A 19462-nucleotide genomic window follows, 5' to 3' on the forward strand; every position below is an offset into this window, starting at 1 on the left:
ACCCCGACTTCAAGGAACGCGAGTTGATCAAGCGGCGCCGGGCCGGACCGAGAACGTCAGCGGAGGCCGGCAGCGGCGAGGAGGTTGCCTTCGGGGAGCGCCGGGAGGGTGCGTCCCTGCGACATCCGCTGCTCGGCGCGTTCGGCGGTGAACGCGGCGTCGTGGTGGATGGCGGCGGCGTAGCTGGCGGCGGTGCGCTGGGCGATGGCGGCCCAGCCGTACTGGTCGTGGACCATCCGGCGGGCGCGGCGGGCCATGACGCGGGCGCGGTCGGGGTCGGACAGCAGCGCGTCGACGGCGTCGGTCAGGCTGTCCGGGTCGTTCGGGCGGAAGGTCGTTCCGGCGACGCCGGGTTCGACGATTTCGGCGAGGCCGCCGGTGGCGGCGACGGCGAGGGGAGCGCCGGCCGCTGCGCCTTCCAGGGCGACCATGCCGAACGGTTCGTAGATGCTGGGCACGGCGAAGCAGTCGGATGCGGCCATCAGCGCCGGCAGGTCGGTGCCGCCGAGGAAGCCCGGCATGGTGACCATGCCGCCGAGGCCGCGGCGGTGCACGTCGGCTTCGAGTTCGGCGCGGTACGGGCCGTCGCCGGCGATCACGGCGCGCAGCCCGGGGTGGCGTTCGCGCAGCCGGGGGAGGGCGGCGATGAGGTGTTGGACGCCCTTCTCGTAGACGAGGCGGCCGGCGAAGGTGACCAGGGGGCCGTTTCCGGCGAAGCGGGCGCGGGCGGCGGCCACGGCACGGGCGGGGACCCGCCAGCGGTGCGGCTCGACGCCGTTGGCGACCACGTCGACCCGGGCGGCCGGTACGCCGAACAGGGCGTTCACCTCGTCGCGCATGTACCCGGAGCAGACGATCACCCGGTTGGACTCGCTGCTGAGCCACTGCTCGACGCCGTGGATGGTCCGGTTCATCTCCTCGGGCAGCCAGCCCTGGTGCCGACCCGCCTCGGTGGCGTGGATGGTGCTGACGAGGGGGATGTCCAGGTGGTCGCGCAACGTCATAGCGGTGTGCGCGACGAGCCAGTCGTGGGCGTGGATGACGTCGTAGGAGCCGGCCTGGGTGGCGCGCAGGGCGGTGCGGGTGAGGGTGTGGTTGAACGCCATCGTCCAGGCGAGCAGCGAGTCGGTGGCGAGGGGGAACGTGACCGGGTCTTCGGGGGCGCGCAGGATCCGGACGCCGTCGGCGTACTCCTCGAGGGGTGCGCCGTCGGTGTGGCGGGTGACGACGGTGACCTCGTGGCCGGCGGCGGCCAACGCCACGGACAGCGCGTGCACGTGTCGGCCGAGGCCACCGACGAGCACCGGCGGGTACTCCCAGGACAGCATGAGGATGCGACGGGTCTGCGGGGGCACCCCGGGGCCGGACTGCGCGGGCACGACCGCGCCGGGCTGCGCCGACGGGCCGGACTGCGAGTGAAGGCCGGGCTGGGGCCGGGAGGTCACGGAGGGCCGGTGGGCCCGGTCCTTGGTGGCAGCGAGCTGCTCGTCGACCCGCAGGGTCGTCACATCAATCTCCGTCCATGCATGGTGGTGCGCGCCGGCATCAGTGGCGGCGGAGCGAGAGGTGTAAGGGGTGGCCGAGGGCCTGGCGGGCACACGCGAACGCTTGTCCCCGATCAAGGAAAGTCCATCTGGCCCAAGAACGCATCTCTGAAGGGGCCATCGTGACGGAGGACACCTGAGTGGTGTTGCACGCATCAGACAGGTGGTTTCCGGTCAGGGGCTGGAAGGATGGATTGGCGCGCCCGAGCCGGGGGCACTACCTGCGTGCGCGCGGGCGATCTCGGCCGGTGCGCACATAACCATGGTCTAAGGAGCGACATGCAGGTCTGGCCGGGCGAGCGGTACCCCCTGGGGGCCACCTACGACGGGATGGGCACCAACTTCGCCATCTTCTCCGAGGTGGCCGAGCGGATCGAGCTGTGCCTCTTCGACGAGTGGGACACCGGCGCGGAGCGCCGCGTCGAGCTGCGCGAGGTGGACGCGTACGTGTGGCACGCGTACCTGCCGGGCATCGAGCCGGGTCAGCGCTACGGCTACCGGGTGTACGGGCCGTACGACCCGGCGAACGGGCTGCGCTGCAACCCGCACAAGCTGTTGATCGACCCGTACGCGAAGGCCGTCGACGGTGACGTCCAGTGGGACCCGGCGGTCTACGACTACGACATGGACGAGCCGGAGCGGATGAACGAGACCGACTCGGCGCCGTTCATGCCGAAGTCGGTGGTGGTCAACCCGTACTTCGACTGGGGCAACGACAAGCCGCCGCGCACCCCTTACCACCACTCGGTGATCTACGAGGCGCACGTGCGCGGGTTGACCATGCGCCACCCGGACATCCCGGAGGAGCTGCGGGGCACGTACGCGGGCATCGCCTCCCCGCCGATGATCGACTACCTGACCCGGCTCGGGGTGACGGCGATCGAGCTGATGCCGGTGCACCAGTTCATCCACGACAACCGGCTCGACGACCTGGGGCTGAAGAACTACTGGGGTTACAACACCATCGGTTTCTTCGCCCCGCACCACGGCTACTCGGCGTTGGGCCGGCTCGGCCAGCAGGTGCAGGAGTTCCGGGGCATGGTGAAGGCGTTGCACGCGGCCGGCATCGAGGTCATCCTCGACGTGGTCTACAACCACACCGCCGAGGGCAACCACCTGGGGCCGACGCTGAGCTTCAAGGGTGTGGACGCGCCGAGCTACTACCGGCTCAGCGAGGAGGACCGCCGCTACTTCGTCGACTACACGGGCACCGGCAACAGCCTCAACGTGCGCAGCCCGCACTCGCTGCAACTGATCATGGATTCGTTGCGGTACTGGGTGACCGAGATGCACGTCGACGGTTTCCGGTTCGACCTGGCCGCCACGCTGGCCCGCGAGTTCTACGAGGTGGACAGGCTCTCCACCTTCTTCGAGGTGGTGCAGCAGGACCCGGTGGTCAGCCAGGTCAAGTTGATCGCCGAACCGTGGGACGTCGGCCCCGGCGGCTACCAGGTGGGCAACTTCCCGCCCCTGTGGACGGAGTGGAACGGAAAATACCGGGACACGGTGCGGGACTTCTGGCGCGGTGAGCCGGCCACCCTCGCCGAGTTCGCGTCCCGGATCTCCGGTTCGGCCGACCTCTACCAGGACGACGGCCGCCGACCGTTCCACAGCATCAACTTCGTCACCGTGCACGACGGGTTCACCCTCAACGACCTGGTCTCGTACAACGACAAGCACAACGAGGCCAACGGTGAGGAGAACCGGGACGGCGAGAGCCACAACCGGTCCTGGAACTGTGGCGTCGAGGGCGACACCAGCGACGAGGCGGTCCTCGCCCTGCGGGCCAAGCAGCGGCGCAACTTCCTGGCCACCGTGATGCTGTCGCAGGGTGTGCCGATGATCGGCCACGGTGACGAGTTGGGCCGCACCCAGCACGGCAACAACAACGTGTACTGCCAGGACAGCGAGTTGGCCTGGGTCGACTGGGACAACGTCGACGAGCAGTTGCTGGAGTTCGTGCAGACGCTCACCGCGTTCCGCAAACGCCACCAGGTGTTCCGGCGTCGCCGCTTCTTCACGGGTCTGCCGGTGAACGGGCGGGGCATCGACGAGCCGCTGCCCGACCTGGCCTGGCACACCCCGGACGGGCGGGAGATGACCGCTGAGGACTGGGGCAACGACTTCGGCCGCTCGGTGGCGCTGTTCGTCAACGGCGAGGGCATTCGCGAGCGCGGCCAGTACGGCCAGAAGCACCACGACGCGTCGTTCCTGCTCTGCTTCAACGCCCACGACGCGCCGTTGGACTTCACCATGCCGGGCAGCGAGTACGGCCAGAAGTGGGAACGGGTGATCAGCACCGCCGAACCCGAGCCGGACGACGCCACGGTGATCAGCGCGGGCGGCACCATCCGGGTGCCGGACCGGTCCCTCGTCGTGTTGGAGAGGATGATCTGACATGCCGGCCACCCCTCCGAAGGCCACCTACCGGGTGCAGGTCCGCCCCGGCTTCGACCTGGACGCCACCGCCGCGATCGTCGACTACCTGGACGATCTGGGCGTCAGCCACCTCTACACCGCCCCGCTGTTGACCGCCACGCCCGGTTCCCAGCACGGCTACGACGTGGTCGACCACCGGGCCGTCAACCCGGAGCTGGGCGGGGAGGCCGCCCGGCAGCGGTTGCTGCACGCCCTGCGCGACAGGCAGCTCGGGCTGGTCGTCGACATCGTGCCCAACCACGCCGGGGTTGCCGTCCCGGCCGCCAACCCAGCCTGGTGGGACGTGCTGCGCCGGGGGCGCGACTCGTCGTACGCCGACTGGTTCGACATCGACTGGGACCGGGGCCGGCTGCTGGTGCCGGTGCTCGCCGACGACCCGGCCGCAGTGGACGACCTCAAGGTCGTCGACGGGGAGCTGCGCTACCACGAGCACCGCTTCCCGGTCGCCGACGGCACCGGCGACGGCAGCGCCGCCGAGGTGCACGACCGGCAGCACTACGAGCTGGTCTCCTGGCGGCGCGGTGACGCCGAGCTGACGTACCGCCGGTTCTTCGCCATCGCGGGCCTGGCGGGTCTGCGCGTGGAGGACCCGGCGGTCTTCGCCGCCACCCACGAGCTGATCCTGCGGTGGGCCGCCGCCGGGGAGGTCGACGGCATCCGCGTGGACCACCCGGACGGCCTGCGCGACCCGGCCGGCTACCTGGCCCGGCTGCGGGAGGCCGCGCCGGACGCCTGGCTCGTGGTGGAGAAGATCCTGGAGTACGGCGAGGAGCTGCCGGACTGGCCGGTGGACGGCACCACCGGGTACGACGCCCTCGCCGCGGTCGGCGGGCTCTTCGTCGACACCGACGCCGAGGGTGACTTCACCGCGCTGGACAACCGCCTGACCGGGCGGCACACCTCGTGGGAGGACCTGACCCACGCCACCAAACTGGCCGCCGCCACCCAACTGCTCGCCGCCGAGCTGACCCGGCTGGCGGCCCTCGCCCCCGAGGTGCCCACCGAGCAGGCCCGCACGGCGCTCGCCGAGCTGGCCGCCGCGTTCGCCGTCTACCGCGGGTACCCGCCGCACGGTGCCCGGCACCTCGCCGCCGCCCGCTCCGAGGCCGGCCGCCGCCGCCCCGACCTGGCCGGCGCCCTCGACGCGGTCACCCGCCGACTGCGTAACCCCGCCGACGAGCTGGCCCAGCGGTTCCCGCAGCTCACCGGCGCGGTGATGGCCAAGGGCGTGGAGGACACGGCGTTCTACCGCTGGACCCGGTTCGTGGCGCTCAACGAGGTCGGCGACGACCCCTCCCACTTCGGGGTGCCGCCGGCGGAGTTCCACCGCTTCGCCGGCGCCCAGCAGGTCCGCTGGCCCGCCAGCATGACCACCCTGTCCACCCACGACACCAAACGCGGCGAGGATGTCCGCGCCCGGCTCGCCGTGCTCAGCGAACTGCCGGGCCGCTGGGCCGAGCAGGTCAAGACCTGGATGGAGTACGCGCCGCTGCCCGACCCGGCGTTCGCCCACCTGCTCTGGCAGACCGCCGTCGGCGCGTGGCCGATCGAGCGGGAACGGCTGCACGCGTACGTGGAGAAGGCTGCCCGGGAGGCCGGGGCCTCGACCAGTTGGGCGGACCCCGACCCGGCTTTCGAGCAGGCGGTGCACGAGGTGGTCGACCGCATGTACGACGACCCGAGCCTGCACGACGAGCTGACCGAACTCGCCGCAGCGATAGCCCCGGCCGGCTGGTGCAACTCGCTCGGGCAGAAGCTGATCCAGCTCACCATGCCCGGGGTTCCGGACACCTACCAGGGCACCGAGCTGTGGGACAACTCCCTCGTCGACCCGGACAATCGCCGGCCGGTCGACTTCGACGTACGCCGAGAGTTGCTGGCGCGGATCGACGGCGGCTGGCTGCCCTCGGTCGACACCGACGGAGCGGCGAAGCTGCTCGTCGTGTCGCGGACCCTGCGTCTGCGGCGGGCGCACCCGGAGCTGTTCACCACCTACCGGCCGGTCCCGGCGCACGGGCCGGTGGGCCGGCACGTGGTGGCCTTCGACCGCGGCGGCGTGATCGCCGTGGCGACCCGGCTGCCGTTGGGCCTGGCCCGCGCCGGCGGATGGTGTGACACGGCCCTGTCACTTCCCGTTCACGAGATGAAGGACCTGTTCACCGGGCGGGTCTACAGTGGCGGGGAGACGCCGTTGGACACTCTCCTGGCCGACTACCCCGTCGCATTGCTGGCTCCTCCCACCGCCGCCGAGGAGGCCGTTTCATGACCGAATTCTCCGTCTGGGCACCGGACGCCACCCGGGTGCGGCTGCGCCTGACCGGCGACACCGACCACGAGATGCGCGCCGCCGCCGACGGCTGGTGGAGAGTCGAGACGCCCGACGCCGGCCTCGACTACTCCTTTTTGCTGAACGACGACGAAACCCCACTGCCCGACCCCCGGTCACCGTGGCAACCTGCGGGAGTGCACGGGCCCAGCCGCCGCTACGACCACTCCGCGTTCCAGTGGAGTGATTCCTCGTGGACGGGCCGGCAGCTGCCCGGCAGCATCCTCTACGAGCTGCACATCGGCACCTTCACCCCCGACGGCACCTTCGACGCGGCCATCGACCGCCTCGACCACCTCGTTTCGCTGGGCGTCGACCTGATCGAGCTGCTCCCGGTCAACGCCTTCAACGGCGAACACAACTGGGGGTACGACGGCGTCTGCTGGTATGCCCCCCACGAGCCCTACGGCGGCCCCGACGGCCTGAAACGGTTCGTCGACGCCGCCCACGCTCGCGGGTTGGGGGTGATCCTCGACGTCGTCTACAACCATTTCGGGCCCTCTGGGGCCTACGCGCCGCAGTTCGGGCCCTACCTCGCCGAGCAGTCCAACTCCTGGGGGCGCTCGGTCAACCTGGACGGCCCGCACTCCGACGAAGTACGCCGCTACATCATCGACAGCGTGCTCATGTGGCTGCGCGACTACCACGTGGACGGGCTGCGGTTGGACGCCGTGCACGCGCTGCCGGACACGCGGGCTGTGCCGCTGCTCGAAGAGCTGGCTGTTGCCGTCGAGTCCCTGTCGACGCACCTGGGGCGGCCGTTGTCTTTGATCGCTGAATCGGACCTCAACGATCCGCGGCTGATCACGCCTCGGGAGGCTGGGGGGTTCGGGCTGCACGCGCAGTGGAACGACGACGCGCACCACGCGCTGCATACTCTTCTCACTGGGGAGCGGCAGGGGTACTACGGCGATTTTGGCTCTTTGGAGACGCTGTCGGACGTGCTGACTGGTGGGTTCTTCCACGCGGGGACCTGGTCTAGCTTCCGGAATCGGCACCATGGACGGCCTCTGGATTCGCGGGTGCCCGGGCATCGGCTCGTTGCTTACTTGCAGAACCATGACCAGATCGGGAACCGGGCTACCGGGGATCGGATCTCGGCGTCGTTGTCGCCTGCGCTGGTGCGGGTCGGGGCTGTGCTGCTGCTGACCGCGCCGTTTACTCCCATGTTGTTCATGGGGGAGGAGTGGGCTGCTTCTACGCCGTGGCAGTTCTTCACGTCGCATCCGGAGCCGGAGTTGGCTACCGCGGTGGCGCTGGGGCGGCGGCGGGAGTTCGCGTCGCACGGATGGGCTGAGGGGGACGTGCCGGACCCGCAGGATCCGGAGACGTTCGTGCGGTCGCGGTTGGACTGGGCTGAGCTGGACAAGCCTGAGCATGCTTCGATGTTGTCGTTCTACCAGCGGTTGATTGCTTTGCGACGGTCTACCTCTGACCTGTCGGATCCTCGGATGCACGAGGTGTCTGTGCAGCATGGGGACCAGTTCCTGGTGATGCGGCGGGGGGACACGCTTGTGGTGGCGAACTTTGCTGGGCGGGGGCAGGGGGTGTCGCTGCCTGGGGTGGCGCGGCGGGTGCTGCTGGCGACGGGGGAGGGGGTCACCGTGATGCGTGACCGGATCCAGCTGCCTGCGGAGACTGCGGCGATTGTGGCGCTGTGAAGCCTGAAGAACTCCCACTGACGAAATGGCCTATTGCCTAAAATGCGCCGGCGGTAACCACGGTGTCACCCAGGAAAAGATAAAAGAACACCGCCTCGCCCTTCGAGCTGTGAGCGGCGGCTCGGGATGCCGCCGGTGGGGATCTAAGATCCCGAGTCATATTCCGTCATATGAGCTGGGTTCTAGTGCTCGGCCAACGCCGCTATCTAGCAGGAGAGCTGGATGTGGTTGGTTGACCTGTCGACGGATTCTCCGGTGGCGACGGTACGTCGGCGCGATTCGCTACGACTAAGAATGCAATTCCTAGCACGATTGATATGACCAAGGCCGCCCCGTTTTTTGACAACGCGGACGCGTAGTGCCTCGTAGGCTGGTAGCTGCCTGCAGGTGACAGCCAGAAGATCGCCGTCTGGATCAGCCCGTAAGCAGCGACAATTGCACCAACGATGCAAAGTCCTCCAGCTACGGCTAAACGCAAGTTCTTATTAGACTCGAACCCGACAAATGTTAGAATTCCGGCAACGTCCGCTACGATGGAGACAACGATTAAAAACCACTCGCCAGACCGGCGCACAGGCTCAGTCATTAGTCTTCCTAATGCGTGGATTGTGTGCAGGAAAAACTGCTAGGCGAAGTTTTGTGGCGTCTATTCTCAAATAACTCCACTCTTCGCGCTCGGCTACGTCAACAAGTGCTTCATCGACCATAGAAGATAGCTGGGTGGCGATACGCAGAGTATAGTCAAGGTTCATGCGCTGCCGCTGCCTCATCAAAGCGCGGAGCGTTATGATGAGTACCCCGACAGTCGTTATTGCCGTAAGAAACCCGACGATTGTGCTTACCCCGCCAGCACCGAATCCAAAAAATGCAAGCGAGGCTATAAACGATAAAGCCGTGCCCACCATGATTGACAGAATCGCCGTTGTTAAGTTCTGGCCGTGCCGGTGGCGTTCCTCGGCCTGAACTAGCAAGCGCTCGGCGGCACGCAAGGCTCCCTCAAGGTCATCGCCAGAGCTCAAATGCCACTTTCTAGCTCTGTCGTTACCACGTGCTTGAGATTCGCCTCGCCTCCGGCGTGCTCGGGCTCCGTCGTTGTGACGCTCAGATGGCAGCGGATCAGGCGTCACAGCGGGCCTCCAACGCTTCAGCGAGGCATGCAATCGAGGCGGAGCATTGGATCGTGTTCAGCTGGGTTCTGCTCTCCAGCAAGCCTCTTGTTGATTGAAACCGATAGTCGACTGGCGCCGTCGCGAGGGGCAGCACGTCATACTGCAAATTGCCACGTCCGACCTCGGACAGCAATTCCTGCGCGACATCGTCGAAGTCGCTGCCCGACCCGGGAAGGTAGTACTTTTCCGCCGCTGCTATCTCGTTCCAGTAAAGGTCGGCCTTATTGGCGACTACCAGCAGCCATCGAGGCGTGTTGGCATCAGTTGCGAGTAGTCGCTCGGCTAGGACTTGGCATGTTTCCTTGAATCGGTCCAGCTCTTTCCTTCGGTTCCGCTTCCGGAGGTAGTCGAGCTGATACCGCGTTAGCTGCCGAGATACGTCGTTGCGCTTGTCAGGCCAAACGTGATCGAAGCCATTGGCTGCGACGAAGACTACGCCGTGCAAGGCGCGAGATTCTCTGAAATAGTATTCCATGGCGGCATAGCGCCCATTGCATATCTGGCCCGGAATGGTCGTCAGCGTTATCGCGCCGTTTCGGTTCGGGCGAAGCAGGTAGCCATCGTCCTTTGTTAGACTCGATACTTCTCGATACGGCTGCCGCGTCAGGATTGACCAAATTCTCGTCTTACCTGCACCCGCATTCCCTGTGACAATAAGTGGTACTCTACGCAGCCTAAAGCGTATTCGTCGTAGGTCGGCACCCGCGCCCGCGCCGGCGTCCGTTCGCTTTAGAACCTCGGACCACGTAAGCACTTCGATACTGTACTACGTCTGGCCAGCGGCGGCGACGATCGATGCCCCGACTGGCACCGTGGCCTGTCCGTGGTACGACACAGACGGCTGGCGTGGTTTGCCCGATGCGGCCTGTCTTGTGGCGGCGATGCGACAGCCTGCCGACACGTGGTGATCAAAATCTGAACCACTGGTTGCATGACGCTACGACGTCGGCAGCGGTGCTTTACACGCTGCCGGGTCAGCGCCTCCATCTTGTTCCGGAACCTCGATCGGCATTCCTTTTGAGAGGATACATCCGCTCGCGGATGCGAGAGGCTGCTAGTACTGCCGAGCTTGAGCGGCTGATGATCAAGCAAATCAGGATGCCTGCCGGACATGTGGCGCAAGCTCTGCGCTAGAAGTGGTGGAGTGTGTGCTGGGACTAGGCAGAACGGCGCGGGCGGCAACGATCAACGATCCCCCTGCAGGATGGGGTATCAGTTTGCTCACGCTGCAGGGGATGCGCTGGTTGTGAGGACCTGCCTGGGCGGCGCAGGGTTTTCGCTCCAGGAGTGGCGCGGCTGGTGTTGCTGGCTGCTGAGGAGGGGGTCACGGTGATGCGGGACTGAATCCAGCTGCCGGCCTAGCATTGCAACGGCAGTAGGCGAATCGGGTTCGATTCGCGTCCGTTGATCTGTCTGTGACGGACGTTAGTGTCGATGGTTGGTATGGGGAGTTGGACCGGTTGCATGCCCGGATAGGGCCGCGGTTTCGGCGGTCGGAGCCGCGGTGGCGTGTGCGTCAGTACCTGTGCGGCCTGGTGTCGGGTCTGGGGCGGAAGAACGGCTGGACCTTGGCTGAGCAGGCCGGGGATGTGTCGCCGAACGGGATGCACCGGTTGTTGCGGTGTGCGGACTGGGACGTCGACGCGGTTCGTGACGACGTGCGGGATTACGTGGTTGAGCACCTCGGCGATCCGGCTGGTGTGTTGATCGTCGATGACATTGGGTTCCTGAAGAAGGGCGCCCTGGTCGGCCGGGGTGCAGCGCCAGCATTCGGGGCACCGCTGGTCGGACGGAGAGCTGCCGGATCGGGACGTTCCTGGCCTACCGGTCCGTGAACGGTCACGCGTTGATCGACCGGCAGCTCTACCTCCCGGCGTCGTAGACCGATGACCGAGACCGGTGCCGGGCCGCGAGGATCCCGGACGAGGTGCAGTTCGCCACGAAGGTGCAGATGGCCCGGGAGATGCTGGCCCGAGCGATGAACGCTGGGGTGCCGGTGGGGTGGGTGACGATGGACGAGGTCTACGGTCAGTCGAAAGCCCTGCGGATCTGATTGGAACACCGAGATGCGGGATCGGATCCAACTGCCCGCGGGAGACTGCGGCGAACGTGGCGCTCCGAAACGAGATTTCGGCAACTCCGGTCCGACAGCATGGCGGCAACCTCCAGTAGCTTGTGGCTACGGTCGAACGTGATCCCGAACCTCACCGCGCCGCGGCGGGTCGATGGCTATTCATTTAGGCTCTCGACATAGCGTCGTTTGAGTTCAGCCGCCTTAAGAATCTCGTTAGTCCGTTCATATGCTCGGAGAAGCACCGGGTAGGCGATGGACCGGAACTTGGAATCACCCCGGTCGAAGCGGCTCTCTAATACTTCAATGACTGCGCGGGAAGCGCCTTTCCGGTCGAGTACGCCCGCAAGAGCGCCCGCCGCAATTAGGTCACTCGGAGCCTCGGCGACTGCTTCCTTGAGTGCCATCGAAGCCTTGTCAGCTGCGTCTGGCTCACCAGAATCCTTCATGAGAATGCCGTATTCTCGGTAAATTAGCGAGCGCTCGGGGCCGCGAGCAGGCGCGTTTGCCATCGCCTGCCCGTAGTGCCGGAGTGCACCAGCGAGGTCTTGGCGCTTGTGCCTGAGGAACTCGCCATACAGGCGTGCGGCGCGCCACGACCTAGGCGCACGGCCAAGTGCTTGCTGAAATAGCCGTTCTGCTGCATCGAGTTTATTGTCACGCTCGGCTGCGACCGCAAGGTCTACGAGGGCAGTATCGTCGGCGGCGCCGCCTTGACGCAACTGCCTTACTATGAGCCTCTCATCAGAGTTCTTGACGTCGTAGCCTTCAAACCAATTGCGAAGCTTTTTGTGAAGCTCTCGCGCTTGAGCCGTATCCGACCTCATGTCATGTTGGACGAAGGCTCGGGTAATCGGCAGCAAAGTATAGCAATAGTCGTTGCGATTGGTGTCGAACTCACGAACAGCCAACGAGTCGTTGACTAGGTCGTCCAACGAGTCAATAACGTCAACGTTGCCGGATGCCGTCGAAGCCACTATTGCCTCGATCGGAATGGCTCGTTGCAGCACGGATAGAACCTGCAAAACGCTCCGCTCAAGCGGGCTCAAATTATCAAATACTCGCCTGAATGAGAACTCAAGCAGTTCTTCGCTTTGCCGGCCTATGGCGACGGCCTTCTCAGCGGATGCTATTGCTTCCTCTACAGACTTGCTGCGCGCAAAGGCCCACCGTATAGCTAGTGGTATGCCATTCCATGCAGATCCGACCCGCAGTGCCTCCGATGATGTGATCCGGCCGAGATGCTTGAACGCCGACTGCTTGGTTAACATAAGAACAAAGGCTACGACTTCCTTGTCATTCATCGTACCGATGTCTACGGGGCGGACGGCTACACGGACTCGAGACCTACGCGATGTAACTATTGCGCGCACGCCAGCTGGAAGCTCGTCGAGGAAGTCGATGATTCGTGCATCATCGACAGTCTCAAGATTGTCGACATAGATGAGACCTTTGTCGCTGCCCAGGAGCGTACGGATCTCAGCTTCTTTTTCTTCAATTGGTAATTCACGCAGATCCGGAAACTGTAAGACCTCAGCGATCTCGTCTAGAAGTCGCTCGAAGCTCGTGAGCTTGTTCTCTAGGCCGACGATGCCGGTTGTAGTCAATTCTCGATCTTTGGCTGTCACGCTGACTATATACCTAAATTCTTCCGCTTCGTACGCTCGCAGAGCAGCCCATGTAGCGAGGGCCGTTTTGCCCATTCCGCCGATGCCAACGAGTGATGTCACGGCGATGCGGCCGTCCCGTAGTGAGCGTTCGATCCGCCTGCCCAACTCTGACCGCTGCACAAACTCTTCGTACTCAGGCTTGAGGATGCGAAAATATGGAACATCGACGGCAAAGGAATTGCCGACCGTGGGAATGTGTAAAGATTGGATCCACGCTTCCGTCTTCGCCGGGCTGAGGATTTTTGTGCTGTCTCCCTCTCTCCGAGCAGAACCTTCTTTTTCGAATTTCCGCTTCCCGTTCGCGAGAGGTGAGCCTGCGCGGAATTTGGCAGGCATGGGCCCTCGTGGAGGTATAAGCGCTACGCCGAGGTATCGCTGATCGTCCTGAATAAACTCGCGGCTGTATTCGACGAAGATGTTGTCGGGAAGGTAGCGGCGAAGCTGATCGTTGAACATTTTGCTATCTAGCATGCGCGTTGCACCGACGAATTGGAAGGACGCATCATCAACACCGAAGAAGATGAGTCCACCCTGCTGGTTGTGAAATGCAAGGACATCTGAGGCGATATTTGCCCAAGCCGCATCAGCGTTAGGGCCGCCTTTGGGTGGGCAGTCCTTCTTGTAATCCCACAACTCAGTCTCGTGATTGTAGCCCAAGCGAGGGCGAATGGTGGATTTGTCAAAAATGAAGCGTACTGCGACTGCGATATTTTTCTGTCGAATCGCCTGAGCGATTTCTTCGCGCATGTCCGCCCGCCCTCCGATCTGGCGAGCACTGTACCGTTTGGAAGCTGCGGGGTCCATGTATGCGTAACGAGCGTTCTTGCTGTCGCGTCGCGGTCTGCGAAAATAACGAGTATTGCCCTGATCTGACTTGTTCGGGAGCGGCTTCGGATTCGGCTGGCGCCGCAGTACCGCACGGGAACTCGAAGTCACGAAAGCGTGACCTTCTCGCGTTCGAGCATCGAGATCAGCTTGACTGAGGCCAGCACGGCTGGAGTTGTCGCCGGTTTTCCGGACCATTCCCATCAAACTTGCCAGACCCCGCCGCCTCAACTTCCCGGCTGTTCGAGGACTCCTGTGGGCGGCTGGACGTGCCGAAGGCAGAGGCACTCCCGGCACTCTGGCTCACCGATGCGGTGCTTTGCGGGTGTAGCGTCCGACCAGGCGGGGTAGCAGGTGCAAATCCAATTCGGTCCTCTAACTGGGGGTAGGTGTAGGGCATGGTGACGAAGCCGGACACCACTGGTGCCAGGATCAGGTACTGGCGGATGCGTCGCGGCGGCATGACTCAGGCCGTCCTCGCGGGGCTTGCTGGTGTCACCCAGTCCTACGTCTCGCAGGTCGAGTCGGGTCGGAAGAACATCGACCGACGCTCCACTATGGTTGCTCTCGCCGCTGCACTCCAAGTCACGGTGGCCGACCTGCTCGGCCAGGGCACCGAGTCGGGCGATCCGGCGCGTGAGGGCGCCGCCGAGTGCGTGCCCGCAATCTGGTCGGCTCTGATCGAGATCGAGGACGGTGAGCGCCGCCCGTCGACCTACACAACGGAACGACTGACGACCGAGATTGCCCGCTCCGAGCAGCTGCGTACTTCGTGCAACTACCCGCCGATGGCCCGCGTGCTGCCCAACCTCCTGCTAGAAGCCGCAGCAGTGGGCGGCACCGTGCTCGTCCAGGTCGCTTACCAAGCCGCCACCTGCCTGCGGAACCTCGGCTACCGCCACCTGGCCCTCAACGCCGCCCGACTCGCTGGGACGGTCGCCGAAGGGACCGAGGACCCGGCATGGATCGCAGCCTCTCGCTTCGCTTATGCGCAGAGCCTGCCGATCGAATCAGCATCGGTCGCAGCCCGTGCCGCCGGTCGGTCACTGACCGAGCTGCAAGCCGACGCCGCTGACGAGCGGGTGCGACAGATGCTCGGACAGCTGCATCTCTCGGCCGCGTTGACGTCGACAGTCGGCGGTCGCTTGGACGTAGCTAGCGATCACCTTGCCGAGGCAGCGCGCGAGGCGGCAACGCTCGGGGATCCGGTCGACGGGGCCGGCTTCAACGGCTGCGGATTTGGGCCAACCAACGTCGGGCTCTGGGCGATGTCTATCGCCGCCGAGCAGGGCGAGTCCGGCCGGGTCATTGAGCTGTCCAGGACGGTGCGACCACAGGTGCTTGCAGCGTCGATCCGCCAGCAGTCCTACTGGCTCGACCTCGGTCGCGCCTTGGCGGACGGCGGTCGCCGGGACCCCGAAGCCCTCGCCGCATTCGTGCAGGCCGAGCAGGCCGCGCCGATCCCGTTCGCCATCAACCCCCTCGCCCGCGACGCCGTAGTGACGCTGGCCCACCGCGCCCAGCGTCGAGCCATCCCCGACGAGCTACGCCTGCTCGCCGGCCGTATCGGCATCAACCTGGCCGCATAACTGCCAGTAATCACGACATCACCAATTCACCCTATCGTCCGGATTGGGACGTGAGCACGTCCTGATGGTCCAGTGCGGCAACGGTCGATCCTGAGCTGCTGGGCCTCTACCGGAGGAGGCGGGGATGAGCGGTCAGGACGACAACGCTCCGGAAAACAAGGGTGAGGCCGCCGAGCGGGAAGCTGCCAAACAGCGCCTCCTCGCCCAAGCCGAGGCGGACCGCGTACCCGTAGACGACACGACCCGTGCGGTCCCGGACCGGCGGTGGCGGCGTGACCAGCGATGACCTCCCGATCGGCCGGCGGGTGGCCCGCTGGCGGGTGCGGCGGTCGATGACGCAGCAGATGCTCGCGGACCGGTTGCGCAGGTCGAAGAGTTGGGTGGACAAGGTGGAGCGCGGTGTGCGCTCCCTGGACCGGTACTCAATGATCCAGGAGTTGGCCCACGTCCTGCGGGTCGATCCGGAGGTGCTGCTCGGCCAGCAGCCGAGCACCTCAGCGGGCACACCCGATGGGGTGGACGACATCCGGGCCGCGCTCGCCCGCTACGACGTGCCGCAGGCTCCACCGCAGGCGACGGACGAGCTGAGGAGGCAGGTCGGGTACGCCTGGTTGAGCTACCAGCACGCGCACTACGGGCAGTTGGTTCGGGTCCTGCCGGGTCTGCTCGACGCCGTTCAGGGCGCGCGGTCGGCGGAGGTGCTGGTGCCGGCGTACCGGATCACCTCGTCCCTGCTGGTCAAGCTCGGCGAGGCCGACCTCGGCTGGCTGGCCGCCGACCGCGCAATGGCCGCCGCCGGCGACGACCCGATCCTGGGGGCAACGGCAACCGTCTCAATAGGCCAAGCCCTCCGCGCGCAAAACCGCGACCACCTGGCCCTGGCCGCGCTGCTCCCCGCCGCCAACCGCATCCTCCCACCCCCATCCCACGCCGTTGATCATGAGGTTAGCGAGACTGCTGGAGATCAAATCGCCCGCCAACCTCATGATCATCGAGGTTGGGGCGAGGATCGCCGGGGGTGGGCGGTGGGCGGGACGTTGCTGGTGCAGGCCGCCCTGGCTGCCGCAGGATGCGGCGAGGGCCGCAGCGCCGAGGAGCTGACCGACCGGGCCGCAGGCGTCGCCACCAACCTGCGAGGGTACGACGACACGCATCGCACCAGCTTCGGGCCGATCGTGGTGGAGTTGGCGCGGGTGGTGGTGGCGGCAGTGCGGGGCGACACCGCCGAGGCGGTACGCCGGCACGTGACCAGTGTTCGGCGGGAGGCGTGGCGGCGGTTGCCAGCCGAATATCGGGGCGCGTACCTGATCGACGTCGCGCAGGCGTACCTCCAGATGGGTGACCTGCGCGGTGCCGCACGGGCTCTGGTCGACGCGGACAGTGTCGCGCCGGCTGAGGTTCGGTGCCGGCCGTTGGCGCGTACCGTGATCGCCGATGTCGCCCGCGCGCAGCCAGCGCCAGCCGGGGTGGCGCGACTGGCGACGCTCGTCGGCCTCACCCGCTGACCGGACCGCCTGACCGCGTGGGTCGGGCTGGCCGAGCACCGACGTGTGCGCCTCGCTCGATGTCAGCCTCCCAGAAGGTAGCCGTCGTTCCCTGGCGAAGTCCACGACCAGCGCGGACCGGGCGCCCGCCCTGCCCTCACCCGGCCAGCTGCTCGGCGGCCAGGGCGGTTCCTTCGACCCGGGCGCGTACCTTGGCCCAGGCCGTGTCCCGCGACGTGGACTCGTCGTCGGCGAACGGCGCGAACCCGCAGTCGTCGCAGGTGCCGAGCCGGTCGGGCGGAATGTGTTCAGCGGCCCGTAGCACGCGGTCGCGCACCTGGTCGGCGGTCTCCACCACCGGGTCGACCGGGTCGATCACGCCGACGAAGATCCGCTGGTGCGGGCGGGCATGCTCAGCGATCGAGGCGAGCACCCGTCCCGGATCGCGCTCGCCAGCGAGCTGCACGTAGAAGACGCCGGCGTCGATCGCGAAGAGGCTCGGCAGCAGCTCGACGTAGTCCACATCAAGGCTGTGGGTGGAGTCCTGGTCGCCGCCGGGGCACGTGTGCACACCGATGCGCGCCCGCTCGTGCGGAGCGAACCGTTCGAGCACACGGTTGTTCAGGGCCACGAACGCCTGTAGCAGGGCCTTGGAGGGGTCGAGCTTGATCGAAAGCCGACCCTCGGTGAAGTCCAGCTGCACGGTCTGTGCGCCGGCGTCCAGCGCGCCGCGAATGTCGGCCTCCGCCTCGTCCACCAGGTCGTCGAGGAACGCCTCTCGGGGGTACCCCTCGATTCCCTGCTCCGGATACAGCAGGCTGAGCGCGGACGGCGCGATGACCGCCTGCTTGACCGGCACGGTCGCGTGCTGTCGCGCGGCGGTCAGGTACGTCTGCGATCGCGTCGCGTAGCGAAACGGTCCCGCGGTGAGGCGGGGAAGCTGCCGCGTATGGCCGTCGGCGAACGGGATGACGGCGCCGTCCGGCGCCAGGGTGTCCAGACCCGACAGCGGGTACGTCGCGAAGCTCGGCTTGCGCTGTTCGCCGTCGGTGACCACAGGTGAGCCGAGCCGCTCAAGGGTGGCGATCGTGTCCCGCACGGCGTCGTCGTACCGCGCGTCGAGAGCAACCTGCCCGATCCGCCCGGCGGCGTGATCGGCGATGGCGGCCAGCAGCGCCGGCGGGCGCGGAAAGCTTCCGATCGGCTCGGTCGGGATAATCATGGCTGTCAAGATATTGACGGGGGACGGGCGGCGCATCTCCCAACGTGCGCACTTGGAGCTACCAGCACGCGCACCACGAACAGTTGGTGCGGGTGGTGCCGGGTCTGCTTCCCGCCGCCGACCGCGTTCTTCCACCCCTCATCCCACCCCCGGTGATCATGAGGTTAGCGGGACTTCTGGAGATCAAACCGCCCGCCGACCTCATGATCACCGAGGCCGGGGCGGGGTTCACCGGGGGCGGGGCGGGGATCGCCTGGGGTTCGCGGTGGGTGGGACGTTGCTGGTGCAGGCCGCCCTGGCCGCCGTCGGCTGCGGCGAGTACCGCCGCGCCGCCGAGCTGACCGACCGGGCCGCGGAGTCGCCGCACACTTTCGGGGGTACGACGACACGCACCGCACCAGCTTCGGACCGACCGTCGTGATCCGGGCGATGGAGTCCGCGTAGAAGTGCAGCTGGATCCCCTCGCCCATCTCCTCGTCCTCGATGGTGAACACGTCGTTGTCCCCGCCCGAGCGATCGGCGACGAACTCCCAGAACTCGGCGGACGCACCGCGAGGGCCGCCCCGTACCCACGTCTTCTCGCCGCCCCTGTCGTCGCTGAACGACAGGGCCGTCTTCGTCGCACCCACACCAGAGTCGTCGTCCTCCGGCGGCGTGCTCCTGGCGCGGTCCGCGGCCTCCGAGCACATCAGGAAGCTCACCGTCCGCACCGCGTCATCGAGGAGTTCGGGGTACGCGCGGCGCACTGCCGCGTCGACAGCCGCCTCCATGCGCTTCCAGTCGCGCTTGTCGGTGGCCCGGTGTCCCCGCCGGGGGTCGAGGCCGATCCGCATCCCGGCGCACGCCTGCTCGGCGGTGGCGATCACCCGCATGATCTGGGGCAGCAGCGCCGGGTCGACGGCATCGGGTTTCCGCCGTGGAATCGTCGCGCCGTGCAGAAACTGGCCCGTGTAGCGCAGAATCGCCGCGTCGAGTGGCCCGAGGGATATTCCGCGCTCGGTGCGCCGGCGGGTCGCGTGATATTCCTGTGCACGCTTCTCGTTCGGCAACTCGGTCGCCGTGCGCATCGCCGCGCAGACCTGGCCGCGTTCGAGTAGCGCGATGTCGGCTCCATGGGCCACGAGCCGGGTCCGGTCCCACCGGATGCGCCGAAAGAGCGCGTCGACGTCCGGGGGCGGGGAGAGCAGGACCGGGTCCAGGAGCGCGACGGCCTCGTCCTCGTCGAGCTGGCCCCGCGTGCCGGCGGCGTCGCACAGCGGGAGGACCGCACTCCACAGCAGCAGGTGTCGGGCCAGGTCGTCCCGGATCACCGCAAGGTGAGCCTCGGACATGGGGACCCTGAAAGTGCGAGGCTCATGGTTGGCGTCGGCCCCGGCGGCGAGCATCAGCTTCAGCTCGCCGTCCTCACGGATCACGCTCGGGATCCAGCCGCTGCGACGCGAGAAGACGACGTCCCTCATCC

General features: G+C 66.4%; 12 protein-coding genes and 1 pseudogene. 7 read left to right on the forward strand and 6 right to left on the reverse strand.

The window, feature by feature from the left end; translation table 11 throughout:
* Positions 1-56: 56 nt before the first annotated feature.
* Positions 57-1508, reverse strand: a complete 1452-nt coding sequence (locus tag ABZ406_RS13360) for a glycosyltransferase family 4 protein (protein ID WP_357760035.1) — start codon at positions 1506-1508, stop codon at positions 57-59.
* 315 nt (positions 1509-1823) lie between these two features.
* Here ABZ406_RS13360 and glgX point away from each other — a divergent pair, with 315 nt between their 5' ends.
* Genes glgX through treZ form a run of 3 tightly spaced genes read left to right on the forward strand, consistent with a single transcriptional unit; the run spans position 1824 to position 7970 of the window.
* Positions 1824-3941, forward strand: coding sequence for a glycogen debranching protein GlgX (gene glgX, locus ABZ406_RS13365; RefSeq protein WP_357760037.1), 2118 nt, complete (start codon positions 1824-1826; stop codon positions 3939-3941).
* A 1-nt stretch (position 3942) separates the two neighbouring features.
* Positions 3943-6249 carry a malto-oligosyltrehalose synthase gene (gene treY, locus ABZ406_RS13370; protein WP_357760040.1) on the forward strand — a complete coding sequence of 769 codons (2307 nt, stop codon included), beginning with the start codon at positions 3943-3945 and terminating at the stop codon, positions 6247-6249.
* Positions 6246-7970: a malto-oligosyltrehalose trehalohydrolase gene (gene treZ, locus ABZ406_RS13375; RefSeq protein ID WP_357760043.1), complete on the forward strand. Its 1725-nt coding sequence runs from the start codon at positions 6246-6248 to the stop codon at positions 7968-7970. Before treY ends, treZ begins: the two co-directional genes overlap by 4 nt.
* Positions 7971-8548: 578 nt before the next feature.
* Here the strand turns inward: treZ and ABZ406_RS13380 are convergent.
* Both ABZ406_RS13380 and ABZ406_RS13385 read right to left on the reverse strand, forming a co-directional pair.
* Positions 8549-8989 (reverse strand): hypothetical protein, encoded by a 441-nt coding sequence (locus ABZ406_RS13380; RefSeq protein ID WP_357760046.1) that lies wholly within the window; start codon positions 8987-8989, stop codon positions 8549-8551.
* 97 nt (positions 8990-9086) lie between these two features.
* Entirely contained in the window at positions 9087-9614 is a 528-nt protein-coding gene (locus ABZ406_RS13385; protein ID WP_357760049.1) for a hypothetical protein, read from the reverse strand.
* Positions 9615-10590: 976 nt separating this feature from the next.
* Between ABZ406_RS13385 and ABZ406_RS13390 the strand changes: the two are divergent.
* A pseudogene (locus ABZ406_RS13390) lies at positions 10591-11189 on the forward strand (IS701 family transposase); the annotation flags it as partial.
* A gap of 179 nt (positions 11190-11368) precedes the next feature.
* Here ABZ406_RS13390 and ABZ406_RS13395 read toward each other — a convergent pair.
* A complete protein-coding gene (locus ABZ406_RS13395) occupies positions 11369-13627 on the reverse strand; it encodes an RNA-binding domain-containing protein (RefSeq protein ID WP_357760052.1) in 2259 nt (752 codons plus the stop codon).
* A gap of 476 nt (positions 13628-14103) precedes the next feature.
* Between ABZ406_RS13395 and ABZ406_RS13400 the strand changes: the two genes are divergently transcribed.
* The 3 genes from ABZ406_RS13400 (at position 14104) to ABZ406_RS13410 (ending at position 16799) form a co-directional block, all read left to right on the forward strand.
* Positions 14104-15294: a helix-turn-helix domain-containing protein gene (locus ABZ406_RS13400; protein ID WP_357760054.1), complete on the forward strand. Its 1191-nt coding sequence runs from the start codon at positions 14104-14106 to the stop codon at positions 15292-15294.
* Between the two features lie 124 nt (positions 15295-15418).
* Complete coding sequence (locus tag ABZ406_RS13405; protein WP_357713632.1) at positions 15419-15580, forward strand: hypothetical protein; 162 nt, start codon at positions 15419-15421, stop codon at positions 15578-15580.
* Complete coding sequence (locus ABZ406_RS13410; RefSeq protein ID WP_357760057.1) at positions 15567-16799, forward strand: helix-turn-helix transcriptional regulator; 1233 nt, start codon at positions 15567-15569, stop codon at positions 16797-16799. The genes ABZ406_RS13405 and ABZ406_RS13410 overlap by 14 nt, the downstream gene beginning before the upstream one ends.
* A 136-nt stretch (positions 16800-16935) precedes the next feature.
* Here the strand turns inward: ABZ406_RS13410 and ABZ406_RS13415 are convergent, their stop codons facing one another.
* Positions 16936-18000: a cobalamin-independent methionine synthase II family protein gene (locus tag ABZ406_RS13415; RefSeq protein WP_357760060.1), complete on the reverse strand. Its 1065-nt coding sequence runs from the start codon at positions 17998-18000 to the stop codon at positions 16936-16938.
* A gap of 164 nt (positions 18001-18164) precedes the next feature.
* Positions 18165-19460, reverse strand: coding sequence for a DUF6357 family protein (locus ABZ406_RS13420; RefSeq protein WP_357760063.1), 1296 nt, complete (start codon positions 19458-19460; stop codon positions 18165-18167).
* Positions 19461-19462: the final 2 nt, after the last annotated feature.

The organism is Micromonospora sp. NPDC005710, from assembly GCF_040630995.1.
Lineage (GTDB): Bacteria > Actinomycetota > Actinomycetes > Mycobacteriales > Micromonosporaceae > Micromonospora.